The sequence below is a fragment of the Streptomyces ruber genome, assembly GCF_014648075.1.
In the GTDB taxonomy this organism is placed as follows: domain Bacteria; phylum Actinomycetota; class Actinomycetes; order Streptomycetales; family Streptomycetaceae; genus Streptomyces; species Streptomyces ruber.
The window spans coordinates 1-18,338 of sequence record NZ_BMQK01000006.1 but is presented as its reverse complement, the minus strand read 5'-3'; the positions used below and the strand labels follow the sequence as shown (position 1 = coordinate 18,338).

14 protein-coding genes are annotated in these 18,338 nt (G+C 75.2%); 8 read left to right on the top strand and 6 right to left on the bottom strand.

The features are described from left to right. Position 1 precedes the first annotated feature (1 nt). From IEZ04_RS15590 to IEZ04_RS15565, 6 genes are all read left to right on the top strand, one after another. Complete coding sequence (locus IEZ04_RS15590; RefSeq protein ID WP_189217466.1) at positions 2-829, top strand: DUF1206 domain-containing protein; 828 nt, start codon at positions 2-4, stop codon at positions 827-829. Positions 830-989: 160 nt separating this feature from the next. Then, positions 990-1,511: a DUF6328 family protein gene (locus IEZ04_RS15585; protein ID WP_189217465.1), complete on the top strand. Its 522-nt coding sequence runs from the start codon at positions 990-992 to the stop codon at positions 1,509-1,511. 47 nt (positions 1,512-1,558) lie between these two features. Continuing rightward, positions 1,559-4,801, top strand: a complete 3,243-nt coding sequence (locus tag IEZ04_RS15580; RefSeq protein WP_189217464.1) for an amidohydrolase family protein — start codon at positions 1,559-1,561, stop codon at positions 4,799-4,801. A 246-nt stretch (positions 4,802-5,047) separates the two neighbouring features. Further along, positions 5,048-5,545: a VOC family protein gene (locus tag IEZ04_RS15575; protein WP_189217463.1), complete on the top strand. Its 498-nt coding sequence runs from the start codon at positions 5,048-5,050 to the stop codon at positions 5,543-5,545. 65 nt (positions 5,546-5,610) lie between these two features. Next, on the top strand, positions 5,611-6,363 hold the full coding sequence (locus IEZ04_RS15570; protein WP_189217462.1) for an aminoglycoside adenylyltransferase family protein: 753 nt from the start codon (positions 5,611-5,613) through the stop codon (positions 6,361-6,363). A gap of 49 nt (positions 6,364-6,412) precedes the next feature. Beyond that, positions 6,413-7,285: a universal stress protein gene (locus IEZ04_RS15565; RefSeq protein ID WP_189217461.1), complete on the top strand. Its 873-nt coding sequence runs from the start codon at positions 6,413-6,415 to the stop codon at positions 7,283-7,285. Positions 7,286-7,306: 21 nt separating this feature from the next. Here the strand turns inward: IEZ04_RS15565 and IEZ04_RS15560 are convergent, their stop codons facing one another. Together IEZ04_RS15560 and IEZ04_RS15555 are read right to left on the bottom strand one after the other, a co-directional pair. After that, complete coding sequence (locus IEZ04_RS15560) at positions 7,307-9,826, bottom strand: SpoIIE family protein phosphatase (protein ID WP_189217460.1); 2,520 nt, start codon at positions 9,824-9,826, stop codon at positions 7,307-7,309. A 100-nt stretch (positions 9,827-9,926) separates the two neighbouring features. Further along, positions 9,927-11,843 carry an AMP-dependent synthetase/ligase gene (locus tag IEZ04_RS15555; RefSeq protein ID WP_189217459.1) on the bottom strand — a complete coding sequence of 639 codons (1,917 nt, stop codon included), beginning with the start codon at positions 11,841-11,843 and terminating at the stop codon, positions 9,927-9,929. Positions 11,844-12,245: 402 nt separating this feature from the next. On the opposite strand from IEZ04_RS15555, the gene IEZ04_RS15550 reads away from it, so the two are divergent. Both IEZ04_RS15550 and IEZ04_RS15545 read left to right on the top strand, forming a co-directional pair. Further along, positions 12,246-12,773, top strand: coding sequence for a hypothetical protein (locus IEZ04_RS15550; RefSeq protein ID WP_189217458.1), 528 nt, complete (start codon positions 12,246-12,248; stop codon positions 12,771-12,773). Positions 12,774-12,835: 62 nt separating this feature from the next. After that, positions 12,836-13,069, top strand: coding sequence for a DUF6480 family protein (locus tag IEZ04_RS15545; protein WP_189217457.1), 234 nt, complete (start codon positions 12,836-12,838; stop codon positions 13,067-13,069). Between the two features lie 88 nt (positions 13,070-13,157). Here the strand turns inward: IEZ04_RS15545 and IEZ04_RS15540 are convergent, their stop codons facing one another. The 4 genes from IEZ04_RS15540 to IEZ04_RS15525 all read right to left on the bottom strand — a co-directional run. After that, entirely contained in the window at positions 13,158-14,246 is a 1,089-nt protein-coding gene (locus IEZ04_RS15540) for a glutamate--cysteine ligase 2 (RefSeq protein WP_189217456.1), read from the bottom strand. A gap of 108 nt (positions 14,247-14,354) precedes the next feature. Continuing rightward, complete coding sequence (glgB, locus tag IEZ04_RS15535) at positions 14,355-16,595, bottom strand: 1,4-alpha-glucan branching enzyme (protein ID WP_189217455.1); 2,241 nt, start codon at positions 16,593-16,595, stop codon at positions 14,355-14,357. A 12-nt stretch (positions 16,596-16,607) separates the two neighbouring features. Next, positions 16,608-17,969 (bottom strand): maltokinase N-terminal cap-like domain-containing protein, encoded by a 1,362-nt coding sequence (locus tag IEZ04_RS15530; protein ID WP_189217454.1) that lies wholly within the window; start codon positions 17,967-17,969, stop codon positions 16,608-16,610. A 28-nt stretch (positions 17,970-17,997) separates the two neighbouring features. Further along, positions 17,998-18,338: alpha-glucosidase C-terminal domain-containing protein (locus tag IEZ04_RS15525; protein WP_189217453.1), on the bottom strand; the 341-nt coding region annotated here is incomplete at its 5' end.

Sequence of the window (18,338 nt, the reverse complement as noted above, 5' to 3'; positions counted from 1 at the left end):
GGTGGCGACACACGCGAGCGGCCTGACGCGAGGCGGCCGCGCGGCGAGATCCTCCGCGACGGAGGGCGCCGCACGGGCCGGTCTGACCGCGCGGGGGGTCATCTACTTATTGGTCGGGCTGCTGGCCCTGCAGATCGCCTCGGGTGACGGCGGCGGCAAGGAGGCCGACCGCGGCGGCGCCCTGCAGGAACTCTCCGCGCAGCCCTTCGGTTCCGTGCTGCTGTGGGCGCTGGGCGCCGGGGTCGTCGGCATGGCGCTGTGGCGCCTGTCGGAGACGGTCTTCGGCGCGGCGGGCGAGGACGGCCGGTCGTGGCGCAAACGGCTCACGGCGGCCGCCCGCTGCGTCTTCTACGCGGTCGTCGCCTACTCGGTGCTCTCCTTCGCGGCGGGCTCCGGCGGCGGCGACTCCAGCGACCAGCAGTCGCGGGACATCACGGCCAGGGCCCTGGGCTGGCCCGGCGGCCAGTGGCTCGTGGCCGCGGCCGGCGCCGGCATCGTCGTCGCGGGCGTCTGGATCGCGGCCCGCGCGGTGCTGCGGAAGTACCGCAAGCACCTGCGCCTCGGGCAGATGTCCCGTGCCACCCGCCGGGCCGTCGACCTCACCGGAGTGGTCGGCGGGGCGGCGCGCGGCCTGGTGTTCGCCGCGGCGGGCGGCTTCGCGGTCCGGGCCGCGGTCGAGTACCGGCCGGACGAGGCCAAGGGGCTGGACGACACGCTGCGTTCGTTCGCCGAGGCCCCGATGGGCCAGGTCCTGCTGATGATCGTGGCCGCGGGGCTGGTCCTGTTCGGCGTGTTCTCCTTCGCGCTGGCACGCTGGCGCAAGGTCTGACCCGACGGGCCCGGTCACCCGTCGGTACGCGGTACCGGCCGAGCCGGACCGGTTCACCCGCCCGGGTGGACCGGTCGGCGCGCCCGCGGCCCGCCGCGCCCCTCCCGCCGGACGAGGGGGGAGACAGGGGAAGGAACGACCGAGCCCACGGGGAGGAAAGGTGCCCGCCGACGACACCGACGTGGGACGTGGCCGTCACGAGACCGAGGAGGAGCGCGCCGACCGCAAGTGGGGCGAGCTCATCCAGGAGGTCCGCGTGGCCCAGACGGGCGTGCAGATCCTGTTCGGCTTCCTGCTCACCGTCGTGTTCACGCCCCGGTACGAGCACCTGCGCCAGACCGACCGGACCATCTACGTCGTCACGGTCGTTCTCGGCGCCGCGGCCACCGGCGCCCTGATCGGCCCGGTCTCCCTGCACCGCCTCCTCGTCGGCCGGCGGGTGAAGCCGCAGGCGGTGGCCTGGGCGGCCCGCCTGACCTTCACGGGCCTCGTCCTGCTGCTGATCACGATGACCGCGGCGCTGCTGCTGATCCTGCGGCTGGCCACCCACCACGGAGCGGTGCCGTGGCTGGTGGGCGGGGTGTTCGCCTGGTACGTGCTCTGCTGGTTCGTGCTGCCGCTGTGGACGCGGCACCGCCACACCTCCGCCGCGGCCCGGGGCGGCACCACCCCGGTTCCCTGACGACGCCCTGTTGTCGCGGGGCGGACGGTGCGTCAGCGTGAGCTGTCATGGACCGTGACCGGAGTACCGACGCCCCCCGCCCCTCCTCCCCGCTCCCCGCGCCCCCTCCTCCGCACGCCCTCCGTCCGACCCGCCGTCAGCTCCTCGCCGCCGCGGGGGCCGTCCCGCTCCTCGGCATCGCCCCCGCCCCGGCCCGCGCCCGCACCGGCGTCGAGCTGTCCTTCACCCGGGCCACCAACGGCGCGGCGACCCTCTCGCCCACCGGGGACCGGATGGTCGCCGAGGTGCAGAGCACCCTGTGGTCCGTGCCGCGCTCCGGCGGTGCGGCGCGCCCGCTCACCCCGGCGGACCTCGAACCCAACCGCCCCGTGCACGCCCCGGACGGCGAGCTGGTCGCCTTCTGCGCGTACCGCGACGGCGGCTTCCACCTGTGGACCGTCCGCCCCGACGGCTCCGGACTGCGGCAGCGCACCGACGGCCCCTGGGACGACCGCGCCCCCGCCTTCTCGCCCGACGGCACCCGCCTCGCCTTCGCCTCCGAGCGCGGCGGCGACCCGGTCGACGGCGCCCCCTACCGCGTCCACGTCCTGGACCTGCGCACCGGCCGCATCACCCGTGTCACCGGCCTCGCCGGGCAGGACGGCCCGCTCCAGGACGGCGCGTGGGAGGACTTCGACCCGACCTGGTCCCCGGACGGCGCGCGCGTGCTCTTCGTCCGCGCGGAGGCCGTCACCACGGCCGAGGGCACCACCGCCCTGCGGGCCCGCACGATCGCCGCCGTCCCCGCCGACGGAGCGGGCCCGGTGAAGGCCGAGTACACCGGGACGGGAACCGCGCAGCTGATGACCCCGGCCGTCGCCCCCGACGGCCGGCTGGCCCACCTGAGGACCACGGCCGCACCGAACGCCTCCTGCACCCTCGTCGTCGACGGCGCCCCCGTACCGGTCGCCGGGGACGTCGCCCCCGTACCGCCGCGCTGGACACCGGCCGGGGAACTGCTCCTGACGGTGGACGGCGCCTTCACCCTGCTGCGCCCGGACCGGCCGGAACACCCGCGGACGATCCCCTTCGACGGTGTGCTGCCCGTCGACCGGCCCCGGTACCGGACGAAGCGTCACGACCTGGGGGAGGCACGGGTGAGAGCCGTACGGGGGGTGCACCTGCCCGCGCTGTCGCCGGACGGCCGGCAGATCGCCTTCGCGGCCCTCAACTCCCTGTGGCTGGCGAGCACGTCGGGCGGCCGTCCGCCCCGGCGGCTGCGGCGCGCGGGCGCCACCCGGTACCTCCTCGCACCGTCCTGGGCGCGCGACGGCCGGTCACTGGTGTACGCCGACGACCGCGACGGACTCCTCGGCGTGTACCGGCACGACCTCGCCACGGGGGAGGAGACCGCGCTCGCGGCCGGCGGCCGGGTGCACCCCGCGCTGTCGCCCGACGGACGGCGGCTGGCCTGCCTGGACATGACCGGACGGCTCCTCGTGCGGGACCTCGCGACCGGCGCGGAGCGGGTGCTCGCCGAGCCCCTCGGCGGCGGCGGGCTGCCCGGCCGCCCCAGCTGGTCGCCCGACGGCCGCCGGCTGGCCCTGTGCGACCGTACCCGCGTCAACCTCCGCTTCCGCGAGGGCCACAACGTCGTGCGGGTGGTCGACGTGCCCGACGGGTCCGGCACCGCGGCCGGCACCGACCGCCGGTACCAGGTCGCCCCGCACACGTCGATCGCCGACCGCTACGACAGCGGGCCCGTCTGGTCACCGGACGGCCGCTCGATGGCCCTCGTCGTCGAGTCCGCGCTGTGCGTACTGCCCGTCGGCCCCGACGGCACCCCGCGCGGCGAGCTGCGCACCCTCACCACCGAGCCCGCCGACCACCCGTCCTGGTCCGGGGATTCCCGCACCCTGCTGTACCTGTCCGGCGACCGGCTGCGCCTGGTCCGGGCCGACGGCACCGCCGCCCGCACCGTGCGCGTCCCGCTGGACCGCACCCGGCCGACCCCCGCCGACGTCGTGGTGCACGCCGGGCAGTTGTGGGACGGCACGGGCGAGGAGGTCCGCGACGACGTGGACATCGTGGTCCGGGGCGGGCGCGTCGCGGCCGTCGAACCGCACCGGACGAACCGGCGCGCGGCCCTGCGGCGCGTCGACGCCTCCGGGCGGACCGTGATCCCCGGCCTGTGGGACACCCACACCCACCCCTGGCAGTACACCTACGGCGGCCGCCAGACCGCCGGCCAGCTCACCTACGGCATCACCACCGCCGTCTCCCTCGGCGGCTTCGCGTACGAACAGGCGCGCCTGCGCGAGGCGGTGGCCGCCGGGGAACTCGCCGGGCCCCGGCTGCTGACCACCGGAGAACTCCTCGACGGCGCCCGCGTCGCCTACAGCATGGGCCGCGCCCACCGCACCCGGCAGGGGCTGCGCCGCTCGCTCGCCCGCGGTGCCGCGCTGGACTGGGACTTCGTGAAGACCTATGTGCGCGCCCCGGGCTGGGTGATGGAGGAGGCGGCGCGCTTCGCCCACGAGCGCCTCGGCGTCCGCGCCGGGAGCCACCTGCTCTCCCCGGGCATCCGGCTCGGCCAGGACCTGACGACGCACCTCCAGGCCACCCAGCGCGCCGAGTACGGGCACGCCACCACGGCGACGGGACGCGCGTACCAGGACGTGGTGGAGATCTACAGCGCACGCGGAGCGCACTTCTCGCTGATCGCCACCCCGTTCACCGCCGCACCGCTCCTCGGCGACGACCCCGGGCTCGCCGACGACCCGCGGGTCACCGTCGTCATGCCGCCGTGGGACGCCGCGGCCGTACGGGAGTCGGCCGGCACCCCGCCGACGGCGGCCCAGCTCGCCACGCTGCGCACCGAGACCGACGTCTACCGGCGGATCCTCGCCGCCGGCGGACTCGTCGCCCTCGGCACGGACCAGCCCCTCGTGCCCGTCGGCCTCCACCTCCACCTCGCCCTGCGCGCCCTGCACCGCGGCGGCCTCTCCCCGGCCGGGGCGCTGCGCACCGCGACGGTCCTGCCGGCCCGGGTCTTCGGCCTGGACGGCGACCTCGGGACGGTGGAGCGGGGCAGGCTGGCCGATCTGACCGTCGTCGACGGCGACCCGTTCACGGACTTCCGCACCCTCGTCCGGACGGTGTCCGTCCTGCGGGGCGGAGTGCCGTACACGACCGAGGAACTGGTCCGCGCCTTCGAGCCCGCGGCCCGGAGCATGCCGGCGGCCGGGGCGGACGACTGGCTGGAGGTGGGACGGCTGATGCGGCGCGACGGGTGCTGTGACGCGCACTAGCTCCCGAGGCGCGTCAGTGGTCGGCGCCCGTACCGAGGTACGGACCCGCGAAGGAGGCCGTCGCGGCCGGTGACCGGACCGGCCCCGACGGCCACGACGGGGACGTGCCGTCCATGACGGGGTCCCCATCGCGTCGTTATGACGCCGTCCGTACCACCGCGTGTCGGGTTGACCCGGTGTGTGGGGCGCCTAGAGTGGACCAGAAGTGATTGAACAGCGAACTTTTGAGCCTTCCAGGAGCCTTCCGTGGACCCAGTCGACCTCGCAGCGATCGAGGCGGAACGCGAGCGCATCCGGGACCGGTACCTGACCGCCCCGGCGGACCGTCCCGCGAGCAGCGCCCGCGGCATCCACCACACCGCGCTGCTCTCCGCCGACGTGGAGCGGACCGTGCGGTTCTACCAGGACCTGCTGGAGTTCCCGCTCACCGAGATGATCGGGAACCGCGACTACGAGGGCTCCACGCACTTCTTCTTCGACCTGGGCAACGGCAACCTGCTCGCCTTCTTCGACTTCCCGGGCCTCGACCTCGGCCCGTACGCCGAGGTCCTCGGCGGACTCCACCACGTGGCGATCTCGGTGGAACCCGCCACCTGGGAGCGGCTGCGCGACAAGCTCGCCGCCGCCGGTGTGGAGTACGTGGAGGAGAGCGGCACCTCGCTCTACTTCCGCGACCCCGACGGCGCCCGCGTGGAACTGATCGCCGACCCGCTGGGCGAGATGTACGGCGCGACGGTGAACTGACGGCCACCGGCCGCGAGCGGAAATCGCCTGGCGGACGGAGACGGCCGCCGCCTACCATCCGGTCCGTGACGCAACTCGACGCCGTCGTGGGCCTCGTGCGCCGGGTGCTCGGTTCCGCCCTCCTGGGCGCCTACGCGCACGGCAGCGCCGTGCTCGGCGGCCTGCGCCCGTTCAGCGACCTCGACGTGCTCGCCGTGACACGGCGCCGGACGGCCGCCGAGGAGCGGCAGGCCCTCGTCGACGGGCTGCTGGGCATGTCGGGCGCGCCCGGCGGTCCCGTCCGGCCCGTCGAACTCACCGTCGTCGCGCGGGACGACGTACGGCCCTGGCGCCACCCGCCCCGCCGGGAGTTCCAGTACGGGGAGTGGCTGCGCGAGGAGTACGAACGCGGGACCGTGCCCGAGCCGGCCGACGACCCCGACCTCGCGCCCGTCCTCACGATGACCCTGCGCGGCGGCACCGCGCTGTACGGCCCGCCGCCGGCCGAGGTCCTCGACCCCGTACCCGCCGAGGACCTGCGGCGGGCGGTCCTCGCGGGCGTGCCCGGCCTCCTCGCCGGGCTGGAGTCCGACACCCGCAACGTGCTGCTCACCCTCGCGCGCGTCTGGACGACCCTGGAGACCGGCGACATCCGGTCCAAGGACGCCGCCGCGGCGTGGGCCCTGGACCGGCTCCCGCCCGGCGACCGTCCCGTACTGGCCCACGCGCGGGCCGCCTACCTCGGGCACGAGCCGGACCGTCTGCACACCCTCGTCCCCGAGGCGCGCGCCCTCGCCGACCGCATGGTGCGCGCGGTAGGGGTACGGGACCGGGGGTAGGTGCCGTACGACCGCACGACAGTGGCCCCGCGACGAAAGAGGCAGCCGCATGACCCGCCCGATCAGTGTGGGAGTGGACGGAACACCCGAGAGCAGGGCCGCCGCGGCCTGGGGAGCGCGCGAGGCCGTGCGGCGCGGGATGCCGCTGCGCCTCGTCCACGCCTGGGAGCGGCAGGCCCGCGACCCGGTCGTGGCCACCGACCCCGAGACCCAGGAGCAGTGGGCCCGGCAGGCGCTGCGGGACGCCGAGGAGGCCGTGCGCGCGGAGCACGACGGCCTCGACCTGGCGACGGAGTTCGTGACGGACGGCGCGGTCGACGCCCTGATCGCCGAGGCCGACGGCGCCGGGATGCTGGTGCTGGGCTCGCGGGGGCACGGCGCCGTCGTCGGCTTCCTGCTGGGCTCCGTGGGCCAGCAGGTGATCGCCCGGGCCACCCGGCCCGTCGTCCTGGTCCGCTCCGGCGACCGCGCCGAGGCCGAGGCGGTCGGCCGGGAGATCGTCGTCGGCCAGCACGGCAGTCCCGAGGACAGCGCCGGGACGCTCCGCTTCGCCTTCGAGACCGCCGCCGCGCGCGGCGCCCCGCTGCGCGCCGTCCGCGCCTGGAACCTGCCCCCGGTCTTCGGCTACAGCCCGGGCTCGCTCCGGCTCGCGGACGAGGCCGGCGGCCTGGAACCGTACGAGAAGAAGGCGCTGGCCGAGGCCCTGCGCCCGTGGCGGGAACGGTTCCCCGAGGTGCGGGTGGCCGAGCACGTCGAGATCGGCAGCGCGGGGCAGGTCCTGCTGTCGGTGGCCGGCAACGCCCAGCTGATGGTGGCCGGGCGCCGCGCCCACCGCAGGGCGATCGGGACCCGGATCGGCTCGGTGGCCCACGCCCTCGTGCACCACGCGCCCTGCCCGGTGGCCGTCGTACCGCCGTCCTGAGGCGGCACCGGCACGCGGCCGTCACCCGTCCCGGCGGCGGGCGAGGAGCAGCGCGATGTCGTCGGGCCGGGCGGTCCTGCGGCGGGCGTCCTCGGTGAGCGTGTCCGCGAGCGCGGCCAGGAAGCCGCCCTGCGGGCCGCCGGTGGGCGCGCCCGCACGGGACAGTCCCGCGCGCAGGTCCTCCACGCCCTCGTCGATGTCGGCGTCCGGCCGTTCCACCAGCCCGTCGGTGAACAGCGCCAGCACGGCACCCGGGCCCAGCCGCAGCTCGGTCACCGGGTAGTAGGCGTCCGGGTCCACGCCCAGCACCACCCCGCCCGGCAGGCCCAGGACGTCGGTACGGCCGTCGGGGTGGCGCAGCAGCGGCTGCGGATGCCCGGCGCGCGTGGCGAGGGCGGTGCCGCTCACCGGATCGAGGCGTACGTAGCAGCAGGTGGCGAACTGGCCCGGGTCGAGGTCGATGAGCAGCCGGTTGGTGCTGCTCATCACCTCGTCGGGCGAGTGGTCGCCGAGCGCGAACGCCCGCACCGCGCTGCGCAGCTGGCCCATCGTGGCCGCGGCCTGCACACCGCGGCCCTGCACGTCGCCGATGACGAGCGCCAGCCCGTCGCCGGCCTCCACGACGTCGTACCAGTCACCGCCGACGTCGATGCCCTGCGTACCGGGCAGATAGCGGCCGGCGGTCTCCACCAGGGGGTGCGCGGGCAGCCGGTGCGGCAGCAGGACCTGCTGCAGTCCGCGCGCGAGCCCGGCCTCGGTCTCGTAGCGGCGGGCCCGCTCCAGGGCCTGGGCGATCAGGCCGCCGAGCGCGGTCAGCACGGTGCGTTCCTCACCGGTGAAGCGGCGCGGCCGGTCGAAGCCGATGATGCAGGTGCCCACCGGGCGGCCCGAGGCGATCAGCGGCAGGAAGACCCGCGACCCCAGGCTGCTCTCCAGCTGCATGCCGGGGTACGCGGCCGACAGGTGCTCCATCGACTCGAAGAACAGGGCGCGCCCGGTGGTGAGGGTGTGCGCGCCCGGCAGCGGGGCGTCGAGAGGCGACCCGGAGATCCGGGCGAGGAATCCCTTGGGGAAGCCGGACTCCCAGGCCAGGTACAGGTGCCGCTCGTGCAGCAGGAAGATGGCGAGCCGGCGGCCGCCGAAGGCGGGCAGCAACTCCCGTGTCACCACCTCGGAGACCTGCTGGGCCGTCATGGCCTCCGACAGCGCGATGGCCAGGGCGATCGGCCGGTACACCGGTGCCAGCGAGGCCGTCCCCGCGGTCGTCCGCGCCTCGTCCACGGGCGGGACCGTCGCCGTGTCCGCGACCTGCCCCAGCGGTACCAGCCGACAGGTGACCAGGTCGGGACCGGGGTGCGCCGACAGGGTCAGCCAGTCGCCGCCGTGCCGCTGCGGCCCGAGCGGGACACCGGCCGTGCCGTCGCCGAGGGGGCGCCGCACATGGAAGGTCACCGGGTCCGGGGAGAGCAGCGCCCCGCGCAGGTGGTCCTCGTAGGCGGGCCGGTCCAGCCAGGGCACCGCCTCCCACAGGGGCCGGCCGACGAGCTCCTCGCGGGGGCGGCCGAGCAGAGCGGCGGCGCGCGGGTTGACGTAGGTGATCAGCCCCAGCCGGTCGAAGGCGAACACGCCGTCCGGCAGCAGGTCGGTCGCGGCGGCCGCCGCCGGACCCGGACCCGGGTCGATGACGAGACCGTCCACCAGGGGCGGCCCGGAGCGGGCCCGGCACTCGAACAGACGGGGTGCGCCGTCGGCCGCCCGCACCAGCAGCGGCCCGCCCGCGGGGAGCCCGGCCGCGGCGTCCCGCAGGGCGGACAGCAGCAGCGGCGCGTCACCGGACGCCACCGCGGCGGCGAGCCGCTCGGGCGTGCACGTCGTGCCGCCGTCCCCGGTGGCGTCCGGCACGCCCGCCAGGTCCCGCAGCGTGTCGTCCACGGTGACGGCCGCGCGCGCCGGATCCCAGGTGAAGTGGCCGACCCGGCCGACGGGCGGCTCGGCGGCGGCCGGGGGCCGTACGCACAGCGGCTCCCCGTCCCAGGCGACCTCGGCGCCCGCCCGCTGGAGCGCCAGCAGTCCGGCGCCGAGCCGGTCCGCGACCGCGGCGAGCCTCCTGAGCCCGTCGCCCCCGGTGAACGTGTCCGCGGTGTCGGACGCCGAGGGACGCAGCACCGTCAGTACCCCGTACCGCGTCGAGCCGCCCACCACCGGCACGTACACCGAGCCGAACCGGAACGGCAGGCCCGCCGCCAGCTGCGGGTAGCGGCGCATCGTCTCCGTGGCGTCGGCGAGCACCACGGGCGAGCCCGTCCGGTGGGCGTCGGCGACGGGGAAGGGCCGGTCCACGGTCAGCTGCCACCAGGGCCGGAACAGCGGCCCGGGCACCCCCGCCAGTACGGAGACGCGCAGCAGCCCGGGCGTGCTGGTCCGCAGGTACACGCCGCCCGCGCAGCCGCCCACGGCGCGCAGCGCGTCCGTCACGGCAGCGGTGAGCACGGCCCGCGGACTCCCGGCCGCGGGGCCGGCGCGCTCGGTGCTCCCATGCATCGTTCCCGCTCTCGTCCCGGTGCGGTCGGCCCACCGTTTCAGCAAGAATGCGCCACCCCGGTGGGTCGGCGCATCCGGAGGGACCCGGCGGCGGATCCCGTCAGCGCGCGGGGCGGAACACGTCGTCGGCGTCGTCCCAGCTCGCCGACGCGTCCGGGAGCGGCTCGCGGGCCGCGCGCGGGGACGCCGCGTACATGGCGTCGATCTCCTCGGCGTACCGCCGGACGATGACGTCCCTGCGCAGCTTCATCGAGGGGGTCAGCAGTCCGCCGGCCGTGTCGAAGGGCTGCGGCAGGACGCGGAACACCCGGATGGACTCCGCGCGCGACACCGTGCTGTTGGCGGCGGCGACGGCGCGCCGTACCTCCCGCCGCAGCGCGTTCTCCTCGAGCTCCTCCCGCTCGTCCCGTTCCCGGCGCCCGCCGCGGCCGGAGCGGGCGCGGCGCCAGTGCGCCACGAAGTCGGGGTCGAGCGTGATCAGGGCACCCACGCAGGGCCGGTCGTCGCCCACGACGACGGCCTGGTGGACCAGCGGGTGCATGCGCAGGCGCTCCTCCAGCGGCGCCGGTGCCACGCTCCGGCCGCCGCTGGTGACGACGACGTCCTTCTTGCGCCCCGTGATCGACAGGTAGCCCTCGGCGTCGAACCGCCCGATGTCCCCCGTGGCGAGCCAGCCGTCCCTGAACGCCGCCCGGGTGGCTCCCTCGTCGCCCGCGTAGCCCCGGAACACCGACGGGCCCCGCACCAGGATCTCCCCGTCCTCCGCGACCCGTATCTCCGTGCCGGGCAGCGGACGGCCCACGGTGCCGGCCTTCTCCCGGCCCACCGGCTGTGCCGTGACGCCGCCGCCGGTCTCAGTGAGGCCGTAGCCGTCGTGGACGGGGATGCCGATGCCCGAGAAGAACAGGGTCGTCTCACGGCTCAGCGGCGAGCCCCCGGACACCGCGCCGCACACCCTCCCGCCCAGGGCGGCGCGCAGCCTGCGGTACACGGTCCGTTCGTAGAAGGCGTGCTGCAACCGCAGTTCGGGCCCGGGACCGTGGCCACGGCCCAGGCGCTGCCGTTCGACCGCCGCGGCGTGGTCCTGTGCCGTGCGGACCGCGCGCTCGAACAGCGTGCCGCGGCCCGCCTCCCGGGCCCGTCCGAGCATGTTCTTGTACAGCTTCTCGAAGACGGAGGGGACGGCGAAGACGAAGGTGGGGCGGAAGGTGAGGAGGTCGGCGGCGAGGGCGTCCTCGCGCGGCTCGGGCTCGTGTCCCATGAGCAGCCCGCCGCGCAGGCAGATCCCCTGCACCATCAGCCCGTAGACGTGGGAGAAGGGCAGGAAGGCGAGGACCGACGGCTGTTCCCCGGGCGGCGCCGTCGTGTGCCCCCAGCCGGCCAGCAGCGTGTCGCAGGGGGCGGCGAGCCCGCGGTGGGTGAGGACGCAGCCCTTCGGGCGGCCGCTGGTGCCGGAGGTGTAGGCGATCACCGCGGGGGAGTCCGGCGGCACGATGCGGCGCAGCGAGTCGACGGCCGACCCCGGCAGCAGCGCACCGCCCTCCGCCAGCCGCGGCAGCGCCCCGTCGTCCAGCTGCCACACGTGGCGCAGCCGGGGCAGCCGGCCGCACACCGAGCCGACCGTCATCGCGCCCTGCTCGTCCTCGACGACGACGCCGACGCATCCCGCGTCCCCGAGGATCCACTCCACCTGGTCGCGCGACGACGCCGGATGGACGGGCACGACCTCCGCGCCCACCGTCCACAGGGCGAGGCAGAGCACCGTCCACTCGTACCGGGTGCGCGCCATGATCGCGACACGGGCGCCCGGCCGTATCCCGCTGGTCACCAGCCCCTTGGCCAGGCCGACCACTTCGTCCCGCACCTCGGCCGCGCTCACCTGGGTCCAGGGGCCGCCGTCCCCGGCGCGGCGGGAGAGCAGCGGCAGCCCGGGTTCCCGGCTCGCCCGGTCGAAGAGGCTGTCGGCGAGGCCTCCCGTGACGGGGGCGGCGGGCGGGGCGGTGCTGAAGGGCTGCATGCGCCGTAACCTCTGTCTTTCCTGCCGGTCACCGCCGCCGATGGGAACCGGCGGTGATCGAACGTAGCGCATGCGGCCGGTTCCGGTGGGTGAAATCGACAACTAGTGCGTCGCTCATGCGTACGCCTTCGAGGTGCCTGCGGCGTGCCCTCGCGGCGCGGCTCACCGGGCGGTTCCCGGGGGCCGGAGGACTGCCGGCCGTACCCGCCAGGTCCGGGCCGGCGTGTGATGTGTGGCACGTGGGAGCGGGGATCGCGGCCCTTGCCAGGGGCATCCCGGCAGCGCACGGCATGATCGCACGCCGCGCGGCGGCCGCGCCGCCGCGACGGGACGCCCGGTCCCGTTTGACAGCGTGTCGGCCGCGTGGATAGATGCGTTGCGCCGGGCGGGAGGTGAAGAGCTGTGCGCGTGCCCAATGTGATCGGGGACTGGCAGGAGTGCGAGGAAGCCCACGCGGGCCTGCGCGTACGCGTCCACGGCGTGGAGCGTGCGGAGCCGCCGCGGGGCCGGGACGAGGCGGCCGAGGGGCTGGTCTACTTCCGGTTCCGGGTGACGGTCGAGAACCGGACGGGCGCCGTGCACGGCGTCCACCTGGAGGACGGGCAGATCGACGTGCGCGCCGGGGACGACGGCGAGGGCGCCCTGCTGGACTGGCGGAACTCACAGTTCGTCGAGGGCTTCGACCTGTACCCGCTGCGCCGCGTCACGGCCGTCGTGTACGCCGCGGCGGCGGACGCCGGTCTCGGCAGGCTGGACATCCAGGTCCAGCCGCGCACGGACGACGACTGGGGCCGGCGGTACCTGTGGGCGGGCGCTGTCGACGCACCCGCGGGAGCCTGGGGGCCGGGCGGCGGCGACACGGCCGGCGAGGGCCTGGCCGGCCAGATCAGCCGCTTCCTCGGACATGAGGCGGAGCAGGGGCCGGGCTGACGGCCCGCGGGTCCGTGCGACTCGTCCGAGTCCTCCGCTCCGAGCGGGGAACTCGTGGGGGCATGAGCACTCCGAACCCTGATCCGCAGCCTGAGCGCGCCACCGGCCTCGAACCCGGCGGAGGCGTGCCCCCCGGGGAGACGCCGCCCGGGGAGAGCAGCATGTCCGGGGCGCTTCCCCGGGAGACGCACAACCCGCCCACCGGCTGGGCCAAGGGGCCCCTGACCCTGATCATCGTCCTCGCCGTGATGGTCGCGGCCTTCTTCGTGGCCTACGCCGTCGTCCTGATGCTCTGAGCCCCGTGCCGGGAAGCCGTACGCCGGGCCCGGGCGCCCCCTGGACGCGCCGGGTCCCGAACCCAGGGAACGGCACCGGGCCGGCGTGTCACTCCTGCGTGTGCCGCACGCAGGCCGCGACCACCTCGCCCAGGTCGCCGCTGCGCGCCAGCTCCTCGCGCTGCACCCGCGCGCCGTTGCCCCGTCGCAGCACCCGGGCCGCGCTCTCCCGGGCCCGCTCCAGGTCGCCGGTGTCCTTCAGGGCGTCCTCGACGTGCTCCAGCAGGGCGCGCACCACGTCCTCGGCGGGCATGGGACGCATGGCCAGCGGATGCAGCAGCTCCTCCGACACGCCCGAGCGGGCGGCCCGGAACGTGGCGAGCCGCAGCAGGCTCACACTGTGGTCCAGGGGCTGCCGGCCCTCGCGCCACTCGCGGGCGGCCGTCTCGACGAGCCCCCGTATCAGGGTGGCGACGAGCACCGCGGTGTCCGCGTGCAGGCACACGTCCGAGACCCGGATCTCGACCGTCGGGTACTTCTTGGCGAGGCGGGCGTCGAAGTAGATCATGCCCTCGTCGCGGATGACGCCCGTGGCCACCATGTCGGCGACCCGCCGGTGGTACATCTCGCCCGAGCCGAACAGCTCGGTCGGCCCCGCGGACGGCCAGCGCTCCCAGACCCGGTTGCGGTAGCTGTCGTAGTGGCTGTCCCTGCCGTACCAGAAGGGCGAGTTCGCGCTCAGCGCGGTCAGGATCGGCAGCCAGGGACGGATCCGGTCGATGACCGCGACGCCCTCCTCGTCCGACTCCACCGACACGTGCACGTGACAGCCGCACACCAGCTGCTCCTGCGTCGGCAGCCCGAACTGCTCGACCATCCACGCGTACCGGTTGTTCACGGTGATCGCGGGCCTGGCCGGCAGCGGTGACGTGCCGAGCGCCACCACCGAGGCCCCGAACTCGCCGGCGAGCCGTGCGGCCTCCTTGCGGCACCGCACGATCTCCGTGGCGATGTCCCGCATGTCGGACTGCGGGTGGGTGGCGAACTCGAGCTGCTGCTGGTGCAGCTCCTCCTCGAACACGTCGTCGCCGGAACCGGTGTGCGCGGCACGCGCCAGGACGGCCGTGGACAGGGCCTTCGGTTCGCCGGTCTCCGGATCGACCAGCAGCAGTTCCTCTTCGACGCCAACGGTGCGCACGTGTTTCCGCCTTTTCCTCAGGGAGACGCAGGTCGGCGGCACCAGTCCGCCGCCCGTACGCCTCCCCGTGTGCCCAGGTGGGGCCGTCGGACACCTGTGCGCATCGGGTCAGGCGGGCCGCAGCCACACCGTGGCCAGGGGCGGCAGCGTGAGCCGCAGCGAACCCTCCTCCGGCTTGACCGGGTCCGGGTTGACGACCCCACCGCCACCGTAGGCCACCGCGTCCGTGTTGAGGACCTCCTGCCAGGCGGCGACGTCCTCGCCGACGGCGAGCCGGTGGTCGTGGCGGACCGCGGGGGAGAAGTGGGAGACGGCCAGCAGGGGCGAGCCCTCGTCGTCGTACCGGAGGAACGCGAGGACGTTGTCGTCACCCGCGTCGACCGACACCCAGCGGAAACCGCCCGGGTCGGTGTCGCGCTGCCAGAGGGCCGGGGTGCGGCGGTAGAGGCCGTTGAGGTCGCGGACCAGGTCACGGACGCCGCGGTGGTCGGGTTCGGCCTCGTAGGAGGGGTCGGTGAGCCACCATTCGGGGCCGTGCTCCACCGACCATTCGCCCCCCTGCGCGAACTCCTGGCCCATGAAGAGGAGCTGCTTGCCGGGGTGGGCCCACATGAAGCCGAGGTAGGCGCGGTGGTTCGCGCGCCGCTGCCACCAGTCGCCGGGCATCTTGGAGACGAGGGCCTGCTTGCCGTGGACGACCTCGTCGTGCGAGATCGGCAGGACGTAGTTCTCGCTGTACGCGTACACCATCGAGAAGGTCATCTCGTCGTGGTGGTACTTGCGGTGGACCGGGTCCTTGCCCATGTACTCGAGCGAGTCGTGCATCCAGCCCATGTTCCACTTCAGCCCGAACCCCAGGCCGCCGCTGTCGGTGGGCCGGGTCACCCCGCCCCAGTCGGTGGACTCCTCCGCGATGGTGACCACGCCGGGCACCCTGCGGTACAGCGTGGCGTTCATCTCCTGCAGGAACGCCACCGCGGCGAGGTCCGCGCGCCCGCCGTGCGCGTTGGACTCCCACTGGCCGTCCTCGCGCGAGTAGTCCAGGTAGAGCATCGAGGCGACGGCGTCCACGCGCAGGCCGTCGATGTGGAACTCCTCGCACCAGTAGACCGCGTTCGCCACCAGGAAGTTCCGCACCTCGGTGCGGGCCAGGTCGAACTCGTACGTGCCCCAGTCGGGGTGCTCGGCCCGCCGCGCGTCGCCCGGCTCGTACAGCGGGTACCCGTCGTACCGGGCGAGCGCCCAGTCGTCCTTGGGGAAGTGCGCGGGCACCCAGTCCATGATCACGCCGATGCCGGCCCGGTGCAGCGAGTCGACGAGGTGCTTGAAGTCGTCGGGCGTGCCGAGCCGTGCGGTGGGCGCGTAGAAACCGGTGACCTGGTAACCCCAGGACCCGCCGAAGGGGTGCTCGGCGACCGGCATGAGCTCCACGTGGGTGAAGCCGAGGTCCTTGACGTACGCCGGGAGCTGCTCGGCGAGTCCCCGGTAGGTGAGGCCGGGCCGCCAGGACGGCAGGTGCACCTCGTACACCGAGAACGGCGCCCGGTGCACGGGCACCTCCGCGCGGCGCGCCAGCCACTCCGCGTCGCCCCACGCGTAGTCGCTCGCGGTGACCACCGACGCCGTCGCGGGCGGGGTCTCGGTCCGCCGCGCCATCGGGTCGATCTTGAGCAGCCGGGTGCCGTGCCGGGTGGCGATCTCGAACTTGTACCGCGCGCCCTCGCCGACCTCGGGCAGGAACAGCTCCCACACGCCCGACGCGCCGAGCGAGCGCATCGGGAACGCGGTGCCGTCCCAGTGGTTGAACTCCCCGGCGACCCGCACCCCCTCCGCGTTCGGCGCCCACACGGTGAAGCGGGTGCCGGTCACGCCCCCGTGCTCCATGACCCGCGCGCCGAGCGCCTGCCACAGCTGCTCGTGCCGTCCCTCCCCGATCAGGTGCAGGTCGAGCTCGCCGAGCGCGGGCAGGAAGCGGTACGGGTCGTGCACCTTGTGCACGTCGTCCCCGTAGGCCACCCGCAGCGTGTACGCGGGGACCGCGTCCAGCGGCAGGACGGCCGCGAACAGGCCGTCGCCCTCGGAGCGCAGCGGTGTGACCCGCCTGCCCACCACGACGCTCACCCCGCTCGCGAAGGGGCGCAGCGCGCGGAACGTCACGCCGCCCGGGCCCGGGTGCGCGCCGAGCAGGGCGTGCGGGTCGTGATGACGGCCCGACAGCAGGCGCTCGCGGTCGCCCGGGTCCAGGGGCGCGGCCTGGAGCGGCGCCGGAGCGGGGGAGCGCCCGCGCGACCGGCGTGAGGGGCGCGCCCCGTCGGCGGTCTCGGACAGCAGGGGATCACGCAGTGCCACGGTGTCAGCCTCCTAGGGGACGGCGAGCCGGCGGATCGCCGCCATCGGTACGGGGAGCCAGTCGGGGCGGTGCCGGGCCTCGTAGACGACCTCGTACACCGCCCTGTCGGTCTCATAGGCGCGGAGAAGTCCGGGTTCGGCGCGCGGGTCCCAGCCGGATCCGGCCGCGTAACCCGCGCAGAACGCCGCACGGCAGCGCTCGGCCCATTCGGGGCGCCAGGGCCAGCGGGTGCGCGCCGCGTAGTCGAAGGACCGCAGCATGCCCGCGACGTCGCGCACGGGCGACTCGGCGCTGCGGCGCTCGGCGAGCGGCCGGGACGGCTCGCCCTCGAAGTCGATGACGAACCACCCGCTCCCGGCCCGCAGCACCTGCCCGAGGTGCAGATCGCCGTGGATCCGCTGCACCGGGCGGCCGGCCCGGCACGCGCCGAACGTCTCGAAGGCGGCCCGCAGCCCCGGCAGGTACGGCTCCAGCGCGGGGACGCACCGCGCGGCCGGGCCGAGCCGCCCGGCCATCACCTGCGCGAGAGGCCCGTTCTCGCCGTGCGCGTCGGCGGGGAAGGCCATGGCCAGCGCCAGGTGCACCTCCGCCGTGGCCCGCCCCAGCTCGTACGCCTGGGCCGTGAAGTCGCAGCCCGAGGCGAGCGCGCGCAGGGCGAGGGTCCAGCCGTCGGCGGCGTCGGGCAGGAACGGCTGGAGAACACCGAGGGTGGCGTCCTGCGGCTGGGTGGTCCTGATCCACGCCACCGGCGCGGGCACCCGGGCGCAGCGCTGCCGGGCGAGCGCGAGCGGTACCTCCAGGTCCGGGTTGACGCCGGGCTGGATGCGGCGGAACAGCTTCAGGATGTACGCGTCGCCGTAGACGATCGAGGTGTTGGACTGCTCCGCGTCGAGCAGCCGGGGCGCCAGTCCGGCGGGCAGCGGCACCGCCGGGTCCTTCTCGAAGTGCAGCGGGCCCGTCGTGCCGGGGCGCCGCAGCCGCTCCAGGAGCAGCGTCGCCGACCGGGGGTCGTGCAGCGCGTCGTAGACCGCGAGGCCCGCCAGGGGTCCTTCCTCGGCGATGCCGACGAAGGCGTCCCGGAGCGCGGGCGACAGCCGTTCCCGCACGCCGAGCAGCAGCTGGTAGCAGTCACCGGACGGCAGGGCGCCGAGGGAGGGCGGCGGCGTGGCGTGCTCGGCGCGCACCAGCAGGTGCAGGCACCCCGGATACAGCTCCGTCATCGACAGCAGCGACACGTCGGTGACGGGCCGGTCCTTGCCCGCGAACCAGCGCTGCCGCGGCAGCCACTCGCACAGCAGACCCCGCAGCGAGGCCATGGGATGGACGGTGCCGGGGTTCCGTGGACGGAGCGACACGGTCTCGGTCTTCGCCATGATGACGCGTCCTTTCGGGCCCACTCGCTCAACGTCCCCGGCGGGCGTGGGGAGCGACTCGGGAAAGCCGGAACCAGTAGAAGCCGTGGCCCGCGAGGGTGAGCAGGTACGGCAGTTCACCGATGGCGGGGAAGCGGACCCCGCCGATGAGCTCGACGGGACGACGGCCGTCGAAGGCGCGCAGGTCGAGCTCGGTGGGCTGGGCGAAGCGGGAGAAGTTGTGCACGCACAGGACCAGGTCGTCGCCGCCCTCCTCCGTGGCGGGCGCCTCGCGCAGGAAGGCGAGGACGGCGGGGTTGGAGGAGGACAGTTCGGTGTAGGAGCCGAGGCCGAAGGCGGGGTTCTGCTTGCGGATCTCGATCATGCGGC

Excerpts from the sequence above, each read along its gene's own strand:
- IEZ04_RS15580 (WP_189217464.1), top strand. The coding sequence starts at position 1,559 with ATGGACCGTGACCGGAGTACCGACGCCCCCCGCCCCTCCTCCCCGCTC.
- IEZ04_RS15565 (WP_189217461.1), top strand. The coding sequence starts at position 6,413 with ATGACCCGCCCGATCAGTGTGGGAGTGGACGGAACACCCGAGAGCAGG.
- IEZ04_RS15560 (WP_189217460.1), bottom strand. The coding sequence starts at position 9,826 with ATGCATGGGAGCACCGAGCGCGCCGGCCCCGCGGCCGGGAGTCCGCGG.
- IEZ04_RS15555 (WP_189217459.1), bottom strand. The coding sequence starts at position 11,843 with ATGCAGCCCTTCAGCACCGCCCCGCCCGCCGCCCCCGTCACGGGAGGC.
- IEZ04_RS15545 (WP_189217457.1), top strand. The coding sequence starts at position 12,836 with ATGAGCACTCCGAACCCTGATCCGCAGCCTGAGCGCGCCACCGGCCTC.
- IEZ04_RS15530 (WP_189217454.1), bottom strand. The coding sequence starts at position 17,969 with ATGGCGAAGACCGAGACCGTGTCGCTCCGTCCACGGAACCCCGGCACC.